This window comes from Rubidibacter lacunae KORDI 51-2, assembly GCF_000473895.1.
Taxonomy (GTDB): Bacteria; Cyanobacteriota; Cyanobacteriia; order Cyanobacteriales; family Rubidibacteraceae; genus Rubidibacter; species Rubidibacter lacunae.
Map to the genome: position 1 here is coordinate 54,970 of NZ_ASSJ01000017.1, position 20,163 is coordinate 75,132.

General features: G+C 57.2%; 21 protein-coding genes and 1 tRNA gene. 15 read left to right on the top strand and 7 right to left on the bottom strand.

Annotated elements, in window-relative coordinates; translation table 11 throughout:
• Positions 1-36 precede the first annotated feature (36 nt).
• Together KR51_RS03485 and psaM are read right to left on the bottom strand one after the other, a co-directional pair.
• Positions 37-396: a slr1601 family putative cell division protein gene (locus KR51_RS03485; RefSeq protein WP_022604889.1), complete on the bottom strand. Its 360-nt coding sequence runs from the start codon at positions 394-396 to the stop codon at positions 37-39.
• Positions 397-734: 338 nt separating this feature from the next.
• The gene (psaM, locus tag KR51_RS17985; RefSeq protein ID WP_022604891.1) at positions 735-827 is read right to left on the bottom strand and encodes a photosystem I reaction center subunit XII; all 93 of its coding nucleotides are present in this window, start codon (positions 825-827) and stop codon (positions 735-737) included.
• A 237-nt stretch (positions 828-1,064) separates the two neighbouring features.
• On the opposite strand from psaM, the gene KR51_RS03490 reads away from it, so the two are divergent.
• From KR51_RS03490 to KR51_RS19170, 6 genes are all read left to right on the top strand, one after another.
• Positions 1,065-1,526: a hypothetical protein gene (locus KR51_RS03490; RefSeq protein WP_022604893.1), complete on the top strand. Its 462-nt coding sequence runs from the start codon at positions 1,065-1,067 to the stop codon at positions 1,524-1,526.
• Positions 1,527-1,633: 107 nt separating this feature from the next.
• Complete coding sequence (locus tag KR51_RS03495; RefSeq protein WP_051358058.1) at positions 1,634-2,326, top strand: hypothetical protein; 693 nt, start codon at positions 1,634-1,636, stop codon at positions 2,324-2,326.
• Between the two features lie 98 nt (positions 2,327-2,424).
• Entirely contained in the window at positions 2,425-3,678 is a 1,254-nt protein-coding gene (locus KR51_RS03500; protein WP_022604898.1) for an RNA-guided endonuclease InsQ/TnpB family protein, read from the top strand.
• Between the two features lie 79 nt (positions 3,679-3,757).
• Positions 3,758-4,540 (top strand): hypothetical protein, encoded by a 783-nt coding sequence (locus KR51_RS03505; RefSeq protein ID WP_198016681.1) that lies wholly within the window; start codon positions 3,758-3,760, stop codon positions 4,538-4,540.
• Between the two features lie 151 nt (positions 4,541-4,691).
• The gene (locus tag KR51_RS19165) at positions 4,692-4,835 is read left to right on the top strand and encodes a hypothetical protein (protein ID WP_022604900.1); all 144 of its coding nucleotides are present in this window, start codon (positions 4,692-4,694) and stop codon (positions 4,833-4,835) included.
• Positions 4,836-5,195: 360 nt separating this feature from the next.
• Positions 5,196-5,411, top strand: coding sequence for a hypothetical protein (locus tag KR51_RS19170; RefSeq protein ID WP_156914953.1), 216 nt, complete (start codon positions 5,196-5,198; stop codon positions 5,409-5,411).
• Between the two features lie 123 nt (positions 5,412-5,534).
• On the opposite strand, the gene KR51_RS03510 is transcribed toward KR51_RS19170, so the two are convergent.
• Together KR51_RS03510 and KR51_RS03515 are read right to left on the bottom strand one after the other, a co-directional pair.
• Positions 5,535-6,011 (bottom strand): YraN family protein, encoded by a 477-nt coding sequence (locus tag KR51_RS03510; protein WP_022604902.1) that lies wholly within the window; start codon positions 6,009-6,011, stop codon positions 5,535-5,537.
• A gap of 206 nt (positions 6,012-6,217) precedes the next feature.
• Positions 6,218-6,301 (bottom strand) — tRNA-Leu (locus tag KR51_RS03515).
• A 549-nt stretch (positions 6,302-6,850) separates the two neighbouring features.
• Between KR51_RS03515 and murA the strand changes: the two genes are divergently transcribed.
• The 6 genes from murA (at position 6,851) to KR51_RS03545 (ending at position 11,644) form a co-directional block, all read left to right on the top strand.
• Positions 6,851-8,200 carry a UDP-N-acetylglucosamine 1-carboxyvinyltransferase gene (gene murA / locus KR51_RS03520; protein ID WP_022604906.1) on the top strand — a complete coding sequence of 450 codons (1,350 nt, stop codon included), beginning with the start codon at positions 6,851-6,853 and terminating at the stop codon, positions 8,198-8,200.
• A gap of 57 nt (positions 8,201-8,257) precedes the next feature.
• The gene (locus tag KR51_RS03525; protein ID WP_156914954.1) at positions 8,258-8,635 is read left to right on the top strand and encodes a hypothetical protein; all 378 of its coding nucleotides are present in this window, start codon (positions 8,258-8,260) and stop codon (positions 8,633-8,635) included.
• Positions 8,636-8,662: 27 nt separating this feature from the next.
• Positions 8,663-8,866, top strand: a complete 204-nt coding sequence (locus KR51_RS03530) for a DUF751 family protein (protein ID WP_022604908.1) — start codon at positions 8,663-8,665, stop codon at positions 8,864-8,866.
• Between the two features lie 92 nt (positions 8,867-8,958).
• Positions 8,959-9,357: a 30S ribosome-binding factor RbfA gene (gene rbfA, locus KR51_RS03535; protein ID WP_022604909.1), complete on the top strand. Its 399-nt coding sequence runs from the start codon at positions 8,959-8,961 to the stop codon at positions 9,355-9,357.
• 124 nt (positions 9,358-9,481) lie between these two features.
• On the top strand, positions 9,482-11,143 hold the full coding sequence (locus tag KR51_RS03540) for a glycoside hydrolase family 3 N-terminal domain-containing protein (RefSeq protein ID WP_084202383.1): 1,662 nt from the start codon (positions 9,482-9,484) through the stop codon (positions 11,141-11,143).
• Positions 11,144-11,392: 249 nt separating this feature from the next.
• On the top strand, positions 11,393-11,644 hold the full coding sequence (locus KR51_RS03545) for a DUF4327 family protein (protein ID WP_040655026.1): 252 nt from the start codon (positions 11,393-11,395) through the stop codon (positions 11,642-11,644).
• A 331-nt stretch (positions 11,645-11,975) separates the two neighbouring features.
• Here KR51_RS03545 and alaS read toward each other — a convergent pair whose 3' ends face one another.
• On the bottom strand, positions 11,976-14,633 hold the full coding sequence (gene alaS / locus KR51_RS03550; protein ID WP_022604915.1) for an alanine--tRNA ligase: 2,658 nt from the start codon (positions 14,631-14,633) through the stop codon (positions 11,976-11,978).
• 915 nt (positions 14,634-15,548) lie between these two features.
• Here alaS and KR51_RS19175 point away from each other — a divergent pair.
• Entirely contained in the window at positions 15,549-15,686 is a 138-nt protein-coding gene (locus KR51_RS19175; protein WP_156914955.1) for a hypothetical protein, read from the top strand.
• Positions 15,687-15,697: 11 nt separating this feature from the next.
• On the opposite strand, the gene KR51_RS03560 is transcribed toward KR51_RS19175, so the two are convergent.
• Both KR51_RS03560 and KR51_RS03565 read right to left on the bottom strand, forming a co-directional pair.
• Positions 15,698-16,396, bottom strand: coding sequence for an HhH-GPD family protein (locus KR51_RS03560; protein ID WP_040655066.1), 699 nt, complete (start codon positions 16,394-16,396; stop codon positions 15,698-15,700).
• A gap of 362 nt (positions 16,397-16,758) precedes the next feature.
• The gene (locus KR51_RS03565) at positions 16,759-18,525 is read right to left on the bottom strand and encodes an ABC transporter substrate-binding protein (RefSeq protein ID WP_022604924.1); all 1,767 of its coding nucleotides are present in this window, start codon (positions 18,523-18,525) and stop codon (positions 16,759-16,761) included.
• Positions 18,526-18,655: 130 nt separating this feature from the next.
• Between KR51_RS03565 and KR51_RS20870 the strand changes: the two genes are divergently transcribed.
• Both KR51_RS20870 and KR51_RS17245 read left to right on the top strand, forming a co-directional pair.
• The gene (locus KR51_RS20870) at positions 18,656-18,790 is read left to right on the top strand and encodes a hypothetical protein (protein ID WP_269634872.1); all 135 of its coding nucleotides are present in this window, start codon (positions 18,656-18,658) and stop codon (positions 18,788-18,790) included.
• A 31-nt stretch (positions 18,791-18,821) separates the two neighbouring features.
• Positions 18,822-19,892: a hypothetical protein gene (locus KR51_RS17245; RefSeq protein ID WP_022604926.1), complete on the top strand. Its 1,071-nt coding sequence runs from the start codon at positions 18,822-18,824 to the stop codon at positions 19,890-19,892.
• The last annotated feature ends 271 nt before the right edge of the window (positions 19,893-20,163 follow it).

The following is a 20,163-nucleotide window of genomic DNA, read 5'->3' on the forward strand; positions in this document are numbered from 1 at the left end:
TGCCATCCGCACCCAATGGGCTAAAAGAAAAGTTTTTTAGTTCTGAACTTTGTCTGATTCAACCCAGATCACGCGCCGCATTTCGGGGCTGATGCGCCCGGTTTCATCCTGCATCACGCGACGTGCCTGCTCCGGATCGAAACTGCGATCGAACTGCTCTCGGAGCAAATCGACACGATATTTGGTGACGGCAACTTCGTGCTGTACGGAACGCAGTCGAGCTTGTTGCGCGCGATGGTGAGGAACAAGCTCTGCCAGTGCGGCGATCGCTGCTCCAGCAAGTACCCCACTGATGCAAAGCTTACAGGTAATCTCTGCAAGCACTCCCCAGTAGGGGTAACCGCGACGTTGCGTTTTCTTGCGCGGGCGTCGAGCGGTCGATTTTAGTGCGGTCATGATGTCCGAGCACTTGTGATTTTGGCAGGGCGAGCGCGATATGCTCCATATAAGAATCGCCGAGTCTAGCGATCGGCTTCCCGGCTGTTCTAGACCATCAGGACAGTTCCTCCAACGGACTGTCCATGAAGTCGTCATAAACCGTGATGGAGCGACAGCAGCAATCTAGTAGGTTGCATACCTACCACAACTGTACCTATAAGTCTAGCTAGATTGAAATTAGCTAGATAGGGATTGCGTGCCAAAAGTGCCCGCCACTGCACAAATTTCAAGTATTCATCCGCGCAGTAGCTCGATTTAGACTCGCGCGGCGCGAAATCGCAAGGCTGCTCGGGCGTTTACTTATATAGCTCGGTAGACAGACGGAAGGCGAGAACGCCGGGAATTATCGCGATTGTCAGCGCAATGAGAACCTGGAAGTCCGAAAGCATAGAAACCAACTCCTGACGCAGTAACTCTCCTCACTTTGCGCCAAGAGGGATGCCCCTCAAGAGCTTTCTTAACAAATTGCCATAAAGTTTCGTACGAACCAGTTCGACGCCAAATTGACCGTTAACGCTCGATGCCAGTGGGACTGAATGTTGAGTCTTGCCATTGCTCCTGCGCGATCGCGCCGACCAGCCAACCGGCTCGTTACAGTAAGGAGCGGAAGTGGAACGAGAACGCTTATGTCCGACGCACTGCGAGGAATCCTGTGGTTACCGCTCCTTGCCCTGTTCGTCTGGCTGGCGCGAGCGGGTTGGTGCGAATACCAAAACGTCGAGGCTTACCGGCGTTGGTCTGCTTCTTTCGAACGCGCCAAGTACGACATCTATGCGGTCTTGGGGCAGAAAGGTGCACTTGTGACGTGGGGTAAACCCGCGCGACCCGTTCCTGCCGACATAGAATCTTTCTCCCTTGCCGACGTGGAGGCCGTTCAACTCCTCGTCGACGAGCGACCCACCAACCCCAGCACGGCACCCGAGCAAGGTAAAGCCGCGATTGCCTTTGCACTGAGCGATCGAACGATCGCCGTGCCATTTACGCAACCGCGCCTCGCCGCCCGTTGGACTGAAGTTCTGCAACAAGAATGGCAGCTATGGCATACCGACTCGACAAACCCCAGTTCCTTCAACCAGTCAGACGCCTGAGCGCGGTCGCCCTATGCGGAGCGCTTGCCGGCACGGTCTTATCTTGCCAGCGATTGCCGCATGGTAGGGAACCAACAGACCCCCGCCCCGCCCCGCCGTCAGCATCCGTGCCCGAGACATCTGAGGCGCAAGATACCACCTGTCCGCAACCTCCAGCCGATTTCGTACCGACCCTCGTGCCGCCGCCCCCGGAGCTTTTTTGGGAGCAATTTGACTTTCGCATCCGCTCGATCGCAACCGATGCTGAGACCGTGCGCTTCGTTTCGCCGGGGCAAGATTTCGTGTTTTGTCGGGGCGATCGCGTTTGGCAGATTTTTCCCAGTACTTGGAAGCGTGCTCCCGAGCAAGACTGGGAGAGTTATTCCGCCGAGCTAGCCGATCCCCCCTTTGCAACGATCGAGCTAGACGGTCGGACTTATCGGTATCGCGTTCTGTTGGACCCCAACCCGTTTTCGGATGTCCAGGGTGTACGAGAGCGTGCGGTCTTCGAGCTACAGACTCCCGACAGCGACGCGCTTCGGCGTACCGTCCTCTACACCCAAGCAGAGGTCGAGCGCTCAGGCGGCCTTGGAATGGGCATACCGCGCGTGACGGCCGCCGAAATCACACCGGCGGGCGATCGCCTGGTGTGGTCGATAGCTTTCTCGCAAGGGGAAGGCGATACCGGCATTGCGACGCTGGCGAGCTACACGCCCGGTGAAAATGCCCTGGTTCTCCTGCAGCCCGAGGCAATCGCCGACCAGCAGATTACCGATGTCGCGATCGCATCTACCGAGATCGTCGCAATGCTCCGCCCATAGCCGAAGGCTTGGGGGGTGGTGAAGCGGCGCACGACCGAAGGGAGTAATTTAGCCAAGCCTAAGAAGCAAATATTTATTTCTTAGGATATGATGGTTTCATGCTAAACATGACGTGGGAATTTAAGCTAGAGCCAACCGCCGAGCAGGTTTCAGAGATTGAGTGCATGTTGGATGTGTGCCGCAATGTCTGGAACTTTGCACTGCGGGAGCGCAAAGACTGGCTGGATTCTCGCAAATCTCCAGTGAATGCGTGTTCGATTCGGCAAGAGTTCATCTTGCCTGCGGATGCGCCATTTCCCAGCTATGCACGACAGTGCAAGTCACTGACTGCGGCAAAAGCTGATTTCCCCAGACTCAAGACCGTTAATGCCCAGGTGCTTCAACAAGTTATCCGAAAGCTGGAAGCGGCTTGGGAGTCGTGGCGATTGAAGCGGTCGGGGATCCCACGATTTAAGAAGCCCAATCGAATGCGTAGCTTTGTCTTCCCTCAGATGCTCAAAAACTGCATCACAGACGAGGGAGTTAGGCTGCCGCAGTTGGGTCTTGTCAGGGTTCGGTGGTCGCGGGAAATCCCCGACCTGTTCGAGGTCAAGCAATCTCGGATTGTGCGTAAAGCCTCTGGGTATTTTGTCATGCTTAGTCTTCAGGCTGATGTTGATATTCCCGTTGTTGCTCCTCATGGGCATCCGGTGGGGATCGATGTTGGCTTGGAATACTTTCTTTCGACTTCCGATGGAGAACAGGTCAAACGACCTCGCTTTTTCAACAATCTGCACCGCAAGCTGAAATTGCTGCAACGCCGATTGAAGACTAAGCAAAAGGGGTCAGCCAACTGGCTAAAGCTCCACAAGAAGATTGCGAGAGTTCATCAACGCATTGCCGATGCCCGCAAAGACTGGCATTTCAAGCTAGCACATCACCTCTGCGACGATGCAGGGATAGTGTTTGTGGAAGCTCTCGACTTCCGCATTATGGCCAAAGGGATGCTGGGCAAACACACGCTGGATGCTGGGCTAGGGCAGTTTGTGAATCAAATCCTGCCGTGGGTATGTTGGAAACGCGATGTGTATTACGGCAAGGTTGATGCGCGGGGCACGTCTCAGGAGTGTCCAGATTGTGGTGTAGAGGTTCGCAAAGATCTCTCAACTCGAATTCATCACTGTGACAACTGCGGGTCAATCAAGCCCCGTGATGTGGCCAGTGGACAAGTCATTTCTTCCCGTGGGCAACGGGTGATTGAAACTGCCTGTGAAGGGGCTGCGGCGGGGGCTGAGGTCACTCAGTCTAGCTGGCACCTGTTGAAGCAGGAAATCTTTGGGGTGACCCAGGGAATCTCCCTGCATACTCGATAGGGTTGCTGGGAGAGGATGTCAATTTCTGGGCACGCAAATCAGTGGCGAGGGCAATCCCTTTCTTCCGGGAGTCGGGTTGGTGGCGTATCGTCCCGGTACGGCCAATCCCCTCCTCATCTATCACCTCCGCAATAGCCCGATCGTCGGCGCGATCGTCAGCCATCTATCGCTTGATGGTGAAATTTTGTGGGTCGGCACTGGCAACGGTATCTGCGCGGTAGGGTGGCAGCGTATCGAGTATGCAAATGCTTGGGAGTGCTGGCGCGTGGCCCTCCAAGCCGAGTTACCCGTTGAGGGCATCACTCTTTACAAGTCATTGTTGAGCGGGGAAACGGGCGCGTCATTGACTCCAGATTACGAAACTGAGACGGTGGAAGTGCTATGGGAGTCGCCACTGGATTACGATTTCTCGGCAACACGCTATGAAGTTCGCTATGCGTCGGGTTTTGCAGTGGAACTGCCCGAAACCGGTGCGTCGACATGGTCGGAGTTATACGGCGATCGCGGCCGGGTCGACAGCAACCGCCTGCCACCGGTCAATTGGGACGGATTGGCTTGGCGATGGAACGGCGAGCGCTTCGTGCGTGGATTCGACGCGATCGCACTCAATTACGTCGGGTTAGGTCCAGCGGGAATCGCTAACTTTCAGGACTTCGATCCAGAACGCCCGGTAGATGTTTATGCCTTGCGGGGCGACTTGCAGCTCGATCGCCTGACGAATGACAGTACTAGCCTGACTTATTTCTCCGGTTGGGTTGATGCGGACGAGCTCGTTCCTCGTGCGAGCCTAGTTCCCGTGCAGTTTCCGAAGTCCCCGCAACCGAATCCCCTCATCGCCGTTGCTAAGGAACTGAGAAGATAGGAGACCGATCCCATCGAGTGGAAGGTAGCTGAAGGCAGATCGGATGCTGAGAGTTACCTGTTCGGCACCTGGCTGACGGACAGAACGCCTGAAAACCCTGCCATACTGTCATTGCGGCATACTAAAATGAGTCGCCGACCACTGAGGGGGTATGCCCGCTTCCCTACTTGTTTGCAGCCAACTGTTTGCTTGGTTGCAACAGCACTTTCGCCACCAAGACCTGCGTCACCTCATTACCTTGGCTTGGATGGTTCTGGGTCTCATTGGCAGCGCACGGTTGAACCTCATCGCCTGAGAAGCCCACGTTCGCAGTCGCTCCCAGCAGGGCCCAGAACTCCTAGTGTCGCTGGCACCGCTTTTTAATAACCCTCGCATTCCCGTGCCAGCGCACCTCGGAAAATTGCTGGATTGTGACGTGCCGGCGGCTGAAATGCTACATGCTGCCCTGCCGACCTTCTTCGGTCTTGAGAAAATTATCGAGGTGCCTGCACATAAAGCTAACGCATCGTTATTTCGACTGGGTGCATGTCACAATTCTTGGGAGAAAAATCGGAAGCTGCCTAAGCCCGGAAACAGTCTAAGTTGCCCAAACTAGCTTGTTTTTATTGCACTGCGAGGAGTCTTGCACGCTGGTGCAGAATTATCGTTCTAGAAGGTGACACGCACCCGTAGTTGTCGCGCGCGGTGGATCGTGCGATCGCCTACGGGTATGGGTCGCGTCCCACAGCGCCCGAGCTTGAGCAATACGACGCCGAGTTCTTCCTATAAAGGGGAGATTGCGTGGTTGATGTTCGACAGGGACAAGTCCAGTTACAGCGCTGCTTCGCTGAAGTTCCCACAATCGGCTTCTGCAACCAGGGCGCGCAGCTGAGAAACCTTTAACCAGTAGGGGACGATCCCGCTCATCCGAACCGTCCTGCCCCAGGTCTCGGCACGATATCAATGGTTTGCAACCTCGGCATGTTGGGTGCAAGCAAGATCGATGTATTTATTACTATTCGAGCACGATCGCGCCCGGCAGATAGTCCAGCAGTGTTAGTCGGTAACCATCCCGGATTGCAGATGGCGTACGGACGAGATCTCGAGAACTATCGGCGTTCGAGACGGACTCAGGTGGCGCGCCTACCAGCTTCTGCGCGCGGACAAGCGCCACGTCGAAGCGACAGGTGCAGTCGGCCAGGTGGGGATGTTCGGCGAGAAAACACCTGGCTGCCAACCACAATTTGCGTTGCTTGGCTGGCGCGATCGCTAATAGTCCGTCGGCATCCCAACTGGCGCGCCCGCGAGTCTTCACTTCCACAAATGCCAGGGTCACACCGCCAGGGCGATCGGCAACCGGTCGGGAGACGACAAGATCGAGTTCGCCCCCGCGACAGTGCCAGCGGCGCGCGCGTACGTCCCAACCTCGCCCGCTCAACCAACCGGCAACGAACTGCTCTCCAAGCTCTCCGAGTGCGTTTGAACGTGCCATTGGTCATTAACTCGTAACTTCGGTGCCCGCAACGCGCATGCGGCAACAATCGCGCCTGAAGCTGGATATCGAGTTTACCGCACCGCCTCCCGTCCGGTTGCCTCGAAACTCGTCCTCGAAAACTCCCTAAAAACTATTGGAGGCGACCGCTGCAGCGGTCGCCTCCAACTTGATACCGATTCGGTATGCTTTGCGCCTTCGAATGATGCGGAACCGGGGACTTGAACCCCGACAGGAAAACTCCCACTAGAACCTGAATCTAGCGCGTCTACCAATTCCGCCAGTTCCGCTCATAACTTCTGACGCGATTTTCCATCATTCCACAAGAATCTCAGGGTGTCAAGAGCAGCGAGGTAGGGCCGCGAGCGGGGTATCTCCAAATCCATGCTGTAGTTTCGCAATAACGGGGACTCGAGTTCGGCTAATTGAGAATGAATCCGATCCCTCACACCTTCCATTACATGGAATAAATTGCTAAAGATCGATCCTTATTGGAGCGTAGGTGAGTTTTATTTCCACTGTTGGCGGGTTGGGGGAATGTTAACGGGTAGGAGATCGCGAAGCAAGTCGGGATTCTATTGCCGATCGCGCGAAGTGTTGGGGTCTGGCACGCCAATGTGGTCCGATCCGCAATCTTTAAGCTCAATAAGGCGCGATCGGACGCCCGTTCTTGAGAATAAGAGTATAGATTCGCACGCGCCCTTTGCCTGAGAGTGAAGTGGGGAATACTAGACAATACATGGCTTTCCGGTAGAATCGGAACAAATTTTGCCCCGCGCTCGTACATAGTGTCAGAGATCTATCTATAGTGTCAGAGGTCTGTGGTGGAGGATAGAGCCATGAACGTGTCATCGAGTTCCGCGGCCCCAACGCACCTTAATGCCAGTGAGTCCGCGCTCAAAATCTGGGGGGGAACACCCCTGAGCGGCCACGTCAGAGTAAGCGGTGCCAAAAATTCCGCCCTCGTAATTATGGCTGGGACGCTCTTGTGTCCGGAGCCCTGCCGCCTGAGTAACGTGCCTTCGCTGGTGGATGTGGCGCGCATGGGTCAGATGCTGAGCGCGCTCGGCGTGCGGGTCGAGCGAAACGGCGACGTGCTCGACATCGATGCCAGTCACCTCCACTCTGCTACTGCTCCCTATGAAGTAGTCTCGAAATTGCGCGCTAGCTTCTTTGCAATTGGACCGCTATTAGCGCGATATGGTTCGGCTCAGATTCCGATGCCTGGCGGCTGCGCAATCGGTACGCGGCCGGTCGACCTGCACGTGCGCGGGTTGCAGCAGCTAGGCGCACACGTTCGTATCGAGCACGGCATTGTCTACGCCAGCCTAGCCGGACGCAATTGCCGCTTGAAGGGCGCGCGTATTTATTTGGACTATCCCAGTGTCGGCGCGACAGAAACGCTGCTAATGGCAGCCACTCTTGCCGAGGGCGAGACGATTATTGAAAATGCCGCCCAAGAACCAGAGGTTATCGACTTGGCAAACTTCTGCCGGTCGATGGGCGCGCGCATTCGCGGAGCGGGGACAAAGGAAATCGCGATCGTTGGAACGCCGCGGCTGCACGGGACGGAATACGCGATTGTGCCCGATCGCATCGAAGCTGGAACGTTGCTCATCGCTGGGGCGATCGCCCGTTCGGAAATTAGCCTGTCACCAGTGGTGCCGGAACACCTATCGCCAGTTATCGCCAAGCTGCAGGAAGTCGGTCCGCAAGTCGTGCGCGATGCCGAAGACTGCTTGCGCGTTTTGCCGGCAGAGTTACACGCGACGGACATTGAAACCCTGCCGTATCCAGGCTTTCCAACCGATATGCAGGCACAGTTCACGGCGCTGTTGGCTTTGGCAGAGGGGGATAGTGTCGTCACGGAAACGGTTTTCGAGAACCGCATGGGACATGTTGCCGAGTTGGCGAGGATGGGAGCGGACATGCGCGTACGCGGTCGACACGCCCTGATTCGCGGCGTTCCAACGCTGACGGGTGCGCCCGTGATGGCCACCGATCTGCGCGCATCGGCAGCCTTGGTACTGGCCGGTCTGGCGGCGAAGGATGTCACCATCGTGCAAGGATTGCATCACCTCGATCGCGGCTATGAACACCTCGATGGCAAGTTGCGGAAGCTAGGCGCGCGCATGGAACGCATGGCGATGGCTGCTGATGAAGTTGTTGCAGCCGTTCCTGCCTCGTAACGAAAATGGACAGCGATCGCCGCGCGGCTGCAATGGGTTAACATCCGACCATTGCGCTTGTCCGGGACGTCAATCGACCCGGACGATTCTGCTGCCACTAGGCGATCGCTACACTCCAATGTGAATCTTGACCCCGAGCTTCCGTGCCGCGCTCGGGCAACGTTTCCTCAGTCTTTCGCCTTGCCGTTGCTGACTCTGCGAGGTGCAAGCGCCATCGCTAGCTATGATTTGTCGCCAGCTTACAACGCGCAAATCGACCTACCGACAGATGCTTTCTTGCAGCAGTTTGCCTGCCGGAGCACCCCCAACTCGATTCGGCATCTTGGCATTATTAGTTGTCTCGTTTCAGCGGTCTGGGCGGGTCCTCCTCAACGGGCGTTAAACGTTTGCCTGCGCGACGCGGCTGCCGAGGTTATCGAGAACCGACTAGCATAGGTCCGAGAGAGCACTGGAGCGATCGCTATGGAAGGTTTTTGGGAAAACGTGTTGCGCTATCCGCGCTACTTCATCACAATTTCACTCGGCATTTTTTTTGCCCTGTTCGAGCGCCTGCGCCCGCTCTTGCAGCGGCCCTCAACGGCCATCGCCTTAGTCGGCGCCATTGTCGGTGGATTTGCATTTATCGCCTTTACCCTCCAGGCTATGCTCGGCTACTCTGCACCGTAGCGTGAAGAGCTTCGTTATGCTGGGTGTCGGGCCGTCGGTCACGGACGCACGGACAGTCGCGCCCTTGCAGCCCATCTAAGGAGTATCGGAGCGTGGCTACTAATCGTCGCATCGCACGTGTTGCATCGCTGATCCAGCGCGAGGTCAGCCAAATGCTAACCAGTGAAATTAAAGACGACCGCGTAGGAGCGGGAATGCCAAGCGTTACGACGGTTGAGGTGTCGGGCGATTTGCAGCACGCCAAGATTTTCGTCAGCGTTTACGGGACTGAAGACGCTCGCGCTGAGACGATGGATGGGTTGCGCGCGTCAACGGGTTTCGTGCGCCGCGCACTGGGCCAGCGCATTCGTTTGCGGCGAACCCCTGAGATTGCTTTTTTCGAGGATCGTTCGCTCGAGCGGGGGGTTCGGACTATATCTTTGCTGGACGAACTGCGTCAAAAACGCGAGTCGCGCGAAGATATTCTTGATTCCGCCGAAGATATGGGCTGAATCCAGGTTGGGTTACTGACCGACCACCTGTCCCCGAAGGGACGATTCGATTCTGACGATTCGATCCTGAAGCCCTGCAGTCGAGTTGGGCGATCGCCTGCCATCGGTAGTGGAGGCTCCGACGATGCCCGCGCGTGTTTCTTCACCCACATTGCCGACTAAATCCCTGCCGGATTTCAGGCAGCTGCCGCTTCCCGAACAAGTTGCGCAGCTCATTGTCGTGCGCGCCTCCGGCCAGCTATTCGATCGCCAAATCCGCTATCCGCAATGGGAACCGCCAGCCGCAATCTTACGGCATTGGTTGAGCGACTTGAACGTCGGCGGGGTGATTCTTCTGGGTGGGAGCGCTACTGAGGTGGCTTGCCGAACGCAACAGCTGCAGAGCTGGGCAAGACTGCCGCTGGCGATCGCAGCCGACATCGAAGAAGGGGTCGGACAGCGCTTTCCTGGAGCAACATGGTTTCCGCCGCCGATGGCGATCGCTGCGATCGCCCGGCGCGACTTGCCACATGCATGCGCCCTATGCGAGCAAATGGGTGCGACGACTGCCCGCGAAGCACTGGCACTCGGCATCCATTGGATTCTGGGTCCGGTCGCCGACGTAAACAATAACCCGGACAACCCAGTCATCAATGTACGCGCTTTTGGCGAGGCAGCGGCGACGGTTACCTCGTTAGTTGCTGCCTTCATTCGCGGTGCCCAACAGTATCCGGTGCTGACCTGCGCCAAACACTTTCCCGGTCACGGGGACACTGCCGTCGACTCGCACCTGACGTTGCCAACTGTTACGGCTGGTCCCGAGCGCCTGGCACAAGTGGAGCTGCCTCCGTTTCAAAGCGCGATCGCGGCCGGGGTCGACAGCATTATGAGCGCGCACTTGCTCGTACCGGCTTGGGACGCAGAGTGCCCGGCAACCGTTTCGCCTGCAGTCTTGACCGAGCAGCTGCGCCGGCAGCTGGGCTTCACAGGACTTGCCGTCACTGACGCGTTGATCATGGGCGCGATCGCCGACATTGCTCCGCCCGAAGAACTACCAGTGCTGGCTCTGGAAGCCGGCGCTGATATCCTGTTGATGCCTGCCGATCCGGTTGCCGCGATCGCGGCGGTCTGCCGAGCCGTAGAGTCGGGTCGCATCGCACGCGATCGCCTGTATTGTTCGCTCGAACGCCTTTGGCATGCCAAGCAACGCATCTTGACAGGAGCGTCCCTCGAGCCCGCTACCGACCTAACCGCTGAGCTAGCGCGACCGGAAGCCGTGGCGGCAGCCCGCGCGATTGATGCTGCCGCCATGCAGTTTGGGGGATCCCTCCCCGCCAGCTTGCCGCCCGGTACGCGCAACCTCGTTATCGTCGACGATCTGCTGAACAGTCCGTTCTTGGACCGCCACGTCCCCGCGATTGCCTTTCCGGAACAGCTCGGTTGCAATTTGCACCTGCTGCCCCGGCACCAGCTTGCCGACTGTCGCGATCGCCTCTGCGATGGCACGCCGACGTTCTTGCAACTGTTCGCACGCGGCAATCCTTTTCGCGGCGCGGCTGGACTCGATAGAACGACCCGCACCATCCTTCAAACTCTGATTGCCAGCGGCACGCTGCAAGCGATCGCCGTCTACGGCAGCCCGTACCTCCTTGACTGGTTACACCCGCACCTGCCGCCCGAGCTGCCCTGGACCTTCACTTACGGGCAAACACCTGACGCGCAGGAAATCGCGATCGCGCGGCTGTGCCCGTCGGCGGGCGAGAAAATGTCAGGCTCCCCTGACACCACGACAGCGGTTTTCCTGTGATCTGTCTTAACCTGCTTTTAGCCACTTCTTTACTTTGCTAGGAAGGTTGGTTTTTACAGCCAAGCCAAAGTCAAACCGGCCTTCGCTTTCGGTTTTTGACTCCTGCGCACAATTCCTAATGCTCGGACGGAATCCTTAATATTTGCAAACAAGCCTGCGAACTGTAGCTCAGAATACTGAAAATTCCGGGTGTATCCCCAAGTCATTTGAGGTTAATATTTATGTTGAGGCTGCATTCCTTTGAGAGCTATGAGCGTATTGACCATGCCAACTGCTGCTCCCGCTGCACCCGAGCGCTACTCGATCGAGACGCTCCGCGAGGAAGCTCGCCACTTAGTCGATTGCGGTCACGTTAGCCCGCATCAACCGCTTTACATCCTTTGTCAATTTATTCCTCCGCGCGAGTGGATTTGTGTCGAATGCGAACTGGAGCGCAACGATTTTCTGTTGCGCGATTGTGTAGCCGATCTAATTGGCGCTCAGACCTGGCAGAACGACTGAAAACCTGTGCGGGACTCCGAGCCGTTTCGAGCTCGCCCTCGCCCTGACGCGAGCTGTTCTCCTGCTGATTTCCCGATGGGTGCAGTGCGAATGTGATAACTCAGGCAATGCGGTTCACACTCGAAGATCCTGTAGCATGTCAGCCACCAATCATCTTCAGAGCCGAGGCGTGCAATTGCACGCCTCGGTTATTCATGCCGGGCTGTTTTTGATGGCTTGCCGCGATCGCTCGCGGTTTCGACACATCAGGGACACAACACTTGAGCGAGCGCTATGGTCTGCAGCGGTCCTTCAAACTGTTACGGGTTGAGTTTTAGCGGCGACCGCGTCTTTACTGCAAACTGTCGAGCAGTTGCTGTTTGGCTGTGGCTAGCGCCTTTGGCAACTCGGTTGGCTCGCGCCCGCCTGCTTGTGCTAGGTTCGGGCGCCCGCCGCCGCCGCCGCCGCACAATTTTGCAATACCTCCGATAAACTTCCCGGCCTGCAGCTTTTTTTCGTTGATAATCTTCGCAGCGAAGGCTGCCACTAGGCTGACTTTGCCTTCTGCCGGTACCGAACCCAGCACGACCGCACTTTCGCCTAGCTTCTGCTGCAAGCGCTCTGCTGCTGTCTTGAGGCTTTCTGCATCGAGTTCGCCCATGTTCGCGACGAGTACCTGGAAAGCACCGACCGTTTCGGCCGTATCGAGCAAGCTATCTGACTTTGCGAGGGCGAGTTCCCGCTTGAGCGTTTCGAGCTGCTTTTGGGCTGACTTGAGGTCGCTTTGCAAGCCATCGACGCGTCCTAGAACCTCTTCGGGTTTGACCTTGAAGCGATCGGACAGATCGCGGACGATGTCGTCGCGGACGTTCAGATACTCCAGCACTGCCGGTCCAGCCACGGCTTCGATGCGCCGCACGCCCGAGGAAATACCTGTTTCCGACACGATTTTAAACAAACCAATTTCTGCCGTGTTGTTGACGTGAGTGCCGCCGCACAACTCCATCGACACGCCGGGTACGTCAATGACACGAACGACATCGCCGTACTTCTCGCCGAACATGGCTACGGCTCCCTTGGCTTTGGCATCGGCGATCGCCATTTCTGCTGCTTGCGTGTCGTGGGCTTCAGCAATCCAAGTGTTGATTTGCTCCTCGATTTGTTGCAATTCCTCAGGGGCGATCGCGCGCGGGCAGTTGAAGTCGAACCGCAGGCGATCGAAGGCGACGAGCGAGCCAGCTTGAGAGACGGCCGGATCGACCATTTGCTTTAGGGCGGCTTGCAATAAGTGTGTAGCCGTGTGATGGGCTTGGGCACGACGGCGGCAGGAGCGATCGATCTGCGCGTTGAGTAGCGTGCCGAGCTCCAGCGTGCCGCGTTCTACGCGCCCGTGGTGGACGAAAATGCTGCCTTCTTTCTGAACGTCCTCAACACGCACGAGTACGTCATCGCTGCTCAGGTAGCCGCGATCGCCGATTTGCCCGCCGGACTCGGCGTAGAACGGGGTCGAATCGAGGACGATTTGCACGGTCGTCCCGGCTGCTGCGCGCTCGACCTGCCGTCCACCGGCAACTAATCCCATCACTTGCGCCGGACTGGCGTATTCCCTGTAACCGAGGAATTGGGTCTTAGTCCCACTGGCCGCGATCGCGCCGATGGCATTTTTCGCTGTCAGGTCGATAGTTTCGTGGGCGGCTTGGTTTTGCTCTCGATGTTCATTCATTGCTGCATCGAAGCCATCCATGTCAACCGTCAACCCGCGTTCTTCGGCTGCTTCTTGAGTCAGCTCGACGGGATACCCGTAGGTTGCATAGAGATCGAAGGCATCGCGCCCGTCGATCTGCTTGCTGGCTGTCTGCTCGGTTTTGGCGACAATTGCAGCCAGTACCGCTTCGCCGCGTTCCAGCGTTTTGAAGAAGGCGGCTTCTTCGCGTTCGATTTCGCCGAGGATGTAATCGGCGCGATCGCGAACATTGGGGTATGGCTTGGCAGCAAGGTCGATAGCGGTCTCGGCAACTTGCGTAATGAATGCGGTGGTAATGCCGATCGCGCGGCCGTGGCGGACAACGCGGCGGAGCAGGCGGCGCATGATGTAGCCGCGTCCGAGGTTGGAGGCGCTGACGCCGTCGGCAATGAGGTGAACGATCGCGCGGACGTGGTCGCCGATGACCTTGAGCGAGGTTTGGGTGGAGTCGTCAGTGCTGGTGAAGTCGATATTGGCGATCGCGGCGGCGGTTTTGATGATGGGGAGAATCAGGTCGGTTTCGTAGTTGTTGGGCACGTCCTGCAGGATCTGTGCCATGCGCTCCAACCCCATCCCGGTGTCGATATTTTGGGTCTGCAGCGGCGTCAGGTTGCCCTCGCGATCGCGGTTGTACTGCATGAACACGAGGTTGTAGAACTCGATGAACCGCGTGTCGTCTTCGAGATCGATCGCGTCATCACCGTGTTCGGGATGGAAGTCGTAATAGATCTCCGAGCAGGGACCGCAGGGACCGGTCGGACCGGCAGCCCAGAAGTTGTCTGCTTCGCCCAAACGCTGAATGCGGTGCGCCGGTACGCCAATTTTGTCACGCCAGATAGCAAATGCTTCATCGTCTTCGCGGAAGACGCTGGGGACGAGACGCTCTGGCGGCAAACCGAAGACTTCGGTAGACAGCTCCCACGCCCACTGAATGGCTTCTGCTTTGAAGTAGTCGCCGAAGCTGAAGTTGCCCAGCATTTCAAAGAACGTGTGGTGGCGTTTGGTGCGGCCGACGTTCTCGATGTCATTGGTGCGAATGCATTTTTGGGAGGTGGTAGCGCGCGCGTAGGAGGCGCTGCGCTGGCCGAGGAAAATCGGCTTGAACTGCAACATCCCGGCGATCGTCAGCAGCACGGTGGGATCGTCCGGAACGAGAGATGCGCTGGGCAGCTCCTGATGATGGCGCTGGACATAAAAGTCGAGGAACTTACGCCGAATGTCGTCGCCGCTCAGGTATTGCGGGCGAAATTGTGAGGAGGTGGGCATCGCGTCTGCTCGAAATCGGGGTTACTGCAATCTGACGGTCAGGTTCTTGCGGATTTTGTGGAGTGGGACTTAATCTCTCTGTCCAAGAGGATTCTGCGGTGAAACACCTCCAGATTCCCCTTCCAGCTAAAACATCATGGCAATCTCTTCAGCGGGACCCAAAACCATTTGCATTCCCATGGCATCCGTAGCTGCATATCTGCCGCTGATGAAGATAGTCAAGTGCGTTCAGCACCTACCCCGATCCCATGTTTGAAAAACACCCGAGCTGTTTCCAGACGGGAATTCCAGCGGCTACTGGCTCCATGATACGCTGCATTCGAAGAAGCTCGGCTTCACCAGGCGCCGGATCGAATTGGCAAGCATGGGGGACGTTTGTGAAGTGCGTCCGGATTTTGCGATGTCCTCCATGGTTTGAATAACCGATGAGGTCGAGAAAGCGCAGTAGATAAAGCGCTTTGAGGTTCCCTTTACGGTTCTGGTCTATGCCTTCGATCGCGAGCGGCACTGGTCTGCTTACGGTAAAGATACTGAAACACTGCACGTGAAAGCATTCCCATCAACGAGACCGGTCTGTTGCTGAAACCAATTGCCCGCAACTTGCTCGTCATCGACAAGGATGATGAATTCATTGCTTTGAGAAATGCCACGATCGCTTCCTCGAGCTGCTGCTTCCAATCGAACGCTCGAGCTTTGCGCATCCGATAGCCGTTCAACGTTTGCGGCGTCCGCCGGCTGCACGAGCCTTCGGACATCATCGCTTTTGCGAGCATTTAAGTCTTTGAATTGCTTGATAAACCCAGCTGCAAATCGGCTCTCGGACAGTGATGCGTTCGGTGAGGAAATCCAATATTAAGACCGGACGAGCCGTCACCGTCGAACGTGCTGGCATCGCAGATATTCAGGCTGTTACCCATGGAAAGTCCTCCTGTGGGAATTGCCTCAATTATTCAAACCGCCCACTGCAAGTCCGCACCCGGACGGCGATCGCACCCCGTTTTGCACCAATGTACTATTCTTTGGTACCCGCTCTACCACAACCCGACCGAATGAGTCGGGAGGGTTTAGGCTTGATGAGTTTCAGGGCCTTCGCGGGAGAAGTGGCAGCGAACGCGGAGCGGACACCTCGGGCAGTGCGGCGATCGCGCGCGACACACTAACGCCCCAAAGTCGATGAGGGTAAGGTTCCAGCGATCTACGCGATCGCTGGGAGCGACGGCATCGGCCGCCGCCCACAGCAACGGGTCGCGGGACTTCACCCGACCGCCGTGCAAGCCCAAACACCGCTCCAGAATGCGCGCGACGCTGGCATCGAGCACCGCTGCCGATTGCTCGAAAACCTGCGATAGCAATGCTCGCGCCGTGTACATGCCGACGCCGGGCAGTTGTAGCAACTCTGCTTCCGTGTCGGGCAAACGTCCTGCGTAAGGCGGACCGAGAAGCGCACGAGCTGCTGCTGTCAAACGTTCGGCCCGGAAGTGCAGTCCGAGCGGGCGCAGCACGTTGCCCAACTCGCGCTCGTCAGCGGCTGCTAAATCGAGCAGCGTTGGGTAGCGTGCGAGTACCTCCAAATACACGGGTACGACAGACTTTGCTTCGGTTTTCTGGAGCAAGCACTCCGCTACGAGCAGTGCATACGGGTCGCGCGTCTGGCGCCAGGGAAAATCCCGCAGGTTCTGCTGCCCCCACGCCTGCAGTTGCGAGCGAAACCAACCCACCATTGTCGGATCGAGATCGAGTTCTGGGATCGGATTGCGTGCCAAGTCGAACCTACCGCGATCGCCTCCAGCAACGATATAGCAAAGGGCGCATTGTGAGATCGCAAGCAAATTCAGCCTGGTTCGGGCAAGCAATCCGTGCAAGCAATCCGTGCAGGCGATCTAAGAATTTGGTTGCGAAGCAAAGCGGTGTGGGGATGTTTGTCATAGGCGATCGACCCTTCGTGTCACGATACCTCCATGTTCTTCAGGGATTGTCAGGGTTTTTGTTTGACTCCCAGGGCAGAGTCAGGCTTTGAACTACCTCTGAGCCGAAATTTCTGACACCCCCTGCCATAGATCGACTGAGGAGGGTGCGCCCGCTGCAATTACCGACAGCATTTATCGCGACGTTTCTTGCTAGCGAACTACTCTGGCTCGACGTCGAGTTCGTAGAGATTCCACAAGGCACTGTCGAGCGCCGTGTACTTGATATTCTGGATGCGATCGCGAATAGCCGAAAGCGAGAGCGGATTGATGAGGTAGATGAACGGCACTTGTTCGGCAACGATTTGCTGGAACTCGCCGTAGATTGCCTTGCGTTTCTCCTCGTCAAGTTCTCCCACCCCGGCAATAAAGAGGCGATCGATCTCGCGTTCCCAATCGGAAACCTCCCACCCTTGAATCGGTGGCTGTCCGGGAATCGGACCCTGATTGAACGTATGGAGCGACCCGCCAGAATACCAAACGTTGAACCCGCCGTGCGGATCGAGACTGCCGCCGCCAAAGCCCAAAAGGCAGGTGTCCCAATCGCGGCGGTCGAGCTTCTTTATCATTGCATTGAACTGAAGTACTTGTAAGTCCGTCCGGATGCCGATTGCTTCAAGATCCTGCACGATTTGTACTGCTGAATCCGGGCGCGTTACTAACATCCGAAAGCGCACGCGATTGCCATCGGCATCAAACAGCAACCCATCTGCATCGTACTGAAAGCCGGCATTTGTCAATAAAGAGTGCGCGCGCTCGGGATCGTAGCTGTAGGTTTTAAGTCCCTCTTCAGGAGACAGATAAAACGGACTTTGAATTACAATCGGCGAGTGTTGGATGGCACCCAAACCGCGATACGTCGTATTTTTAATCTGCTCGCGATCGATGGCATACGCTACTGCCTGACGGAACGCTTTGTTCTGAAACCAACGCTGCTTGACCGGATCGACAAACGGTGTTCCGTTCTCATCTAGGGCGCGATTGAGATTGAAAGTCAAGAAACTCTTGCTGTTTACAGGGCCGCCATTGTAAATCGTGTAGCCGCCTCGTGCCTCTTCGCGCTTGAGCAATCGAAATTGCTTTGGCGAAACGGAGAGAATATCCAGGTCGCCCGTGCGAAACGCGATCAATTGATTGTCGGCGGATTCGATGGTTTGCACTACGAGGCGTTCGATGTAGGGCTGGGGTTCGCCATCTTTGCCTTTACGCCAATAGTAAGGATTGCGCTCCAAGATCGTGCGCTGAGATGGCACGTAGCGGACGATACGATACGGACCGGCTCCAATAACCGTCCGCGGATCGGCTCCTGTCGTCCAGGTCGATAAATACTTCAAATTCCCGCCAGCATCGGAGTCTTCTAGGGACGATGCGAGCACGTGCTCCGGCAAGATGTACAGCCCGCCCGCAAAACGCAAGAAGGGTGCAAAGGGTTCGGGGACGGCGAACTCCACGCGACGATCGTCGAGTTTGCGGACGGCCGGAAATGTGCCAGACTCGCCAATTCTTAGGATGTCACGCACGCCGATGGGAATCTTTTCGTTGAGGTAAATTTTGTCGTAAGAAAATACAACGTCACTAGCCGTCAGGGGTTCACCGTCCGACCACTGCAGTCCCTCGCGCAACGTAAAGATAATACGCAAGCGATCGTCGGAAATCTCCCAGGATTCAGCCAGTGCCGGAATGACCTCGCCCGTGAGACCGTCGATGTCGATCAGACCCTCGTTAATCGGACGGAGGACGTAGCGACTGTACAGCGAGTCGTTGAGCGGTGCATTAAATGTGGTTGGGTCGCTCGGAATAGAAAACACTAGTTGCGAAACAGCTGCTGTTGGCGTTCTGTCGCCGCAGCCCGCGATCGCGACCGCAAGCCAAAGTGACAGTAGCACTGCGATCGCCCGACACGCGCGCTGCCATCGCAGCGGAGCCATGAAGCTCGATCGGTTCTCCGCCGGTCGAAAATCCTGAGGGCCTGTCGTGATTCTTGGCATAGTTTGGCATGGTAAGGGATACTTCTAGCATCGGCAAATCCTTGGCACGTTGGTCCTCGCTTGCCAACCCTTGCCCCAACTCTTGCTGGCCACCGCGATCCTGGCGATCGCATCTCCGCTACCGTCGGACGCGACGGGCGCGACTAGCTACGGCAGCGTCGGACGCCGTTACGCCACCGGGGAAACGGTAAACTGTGAGCGTTGAGCGTCCCGCGTCACCGCGCGGAACTTAAAAGATGGCAGACGGTATGGCTGACGACGAGGTAAGAACGGATGCAGACGATGCTGCTGCCGGTCGCCCGCCGGTCGAGCCGACTGCGGGTGCACCTGCGACCGAACCGCTGGCCGCACGATCTGCTCCCCCGGCAACGGCTCTCGCCATTCGTTTGCTGCGGGCACTTGTTTCACTATTAGAAAGCATTATCGCCGGCCTCGAAGCCACCCCACCAGCAAGGACATCCGACGCATCTGGCTCTGATGCAGACCTAGGGGCCCTTGCCGCCCTGGCAGATCTCGAAGCGGTTGACTTCGACGAGTGCACCGACACCACCACGACCTTATCAGCAGGAACGGACACCGAGAGCGAAGAAGCAACGCAACCCATTGCCGATTTGCACGGTGCCCTTGACTCCGAACCGTCCGAGGTTACCCAACCGCTCCCGAGCACGGCGGGCGACCTGCCCGTGGACGAAGGTTTTGCTATTGGGGAAACCGCGGACAGTCCACGCGGGTGGAAACGCGTGTTGGCGTCTGTTCGCGCCGCACTCCCCAGAGAGATCGACGCGATCGTTCCAGATTGGGCGCTAACCGGCATCCTCGTTGGTTCGGTTGTTGCCTTCGTCTGGACGGGGGTTACGCTCTTCACTGGCGGGTTCCCCTCCGAGGTTGCAACCGCACCCCCAAAAGCACCGCCTAAGCAAGAGAGACCTGCACCGCCCCCCAAGAAGCAACCGCCCGCACCGCCAGCACCTGCTTTGAAACTAACGCCGGAGCAGAGTTTGATTGCGGCAATTCAGGAGCGCGTGGCCGAAATTGCCAATCGCTATGCCGAAGGGTTGATTCAGTCGATCGAGGCTAACTTCCGCGACAGTCGCTTGACCGTCGCCGTCAGCGATCGCTGGTACGAACTGCCTCCCAAGCGCCAAGATCGCATCGCGCGCGAACTATTCGAGCGCTCGCGCGAGCTGGACTTCACTAAGCTCGATGTGGCCGACACGCGCGGCGAACCATTGGCCCGCAGCCCTGTTGTCGGGCGGGAGATGGTGGTACTGCAGCGTCGAGATGCTAACGCTCCACAAGGTAGTTAACGTGCGGCAAAGCGAGAACTGCGGCAAATGTCAGTTTGTCCGCGACTTGGCTATGACTTGAAAAAGCCTATTGTTCGGGTCGCCGAACTATTGCGTCACGAATCCTCACGAATCATTGACAGGGATTGGGGGATCGAGAAGTCTAGATGTTTTCGGATCTGCCGAACACGAATCCTTGATTAGAATCGGGGGGATCGAGAGAGCTGAGTCTTTGCAAATCTGCCCGATCGGCGATCGCGCGCGCCACGATCCAAACCGGCATCGCCCTACC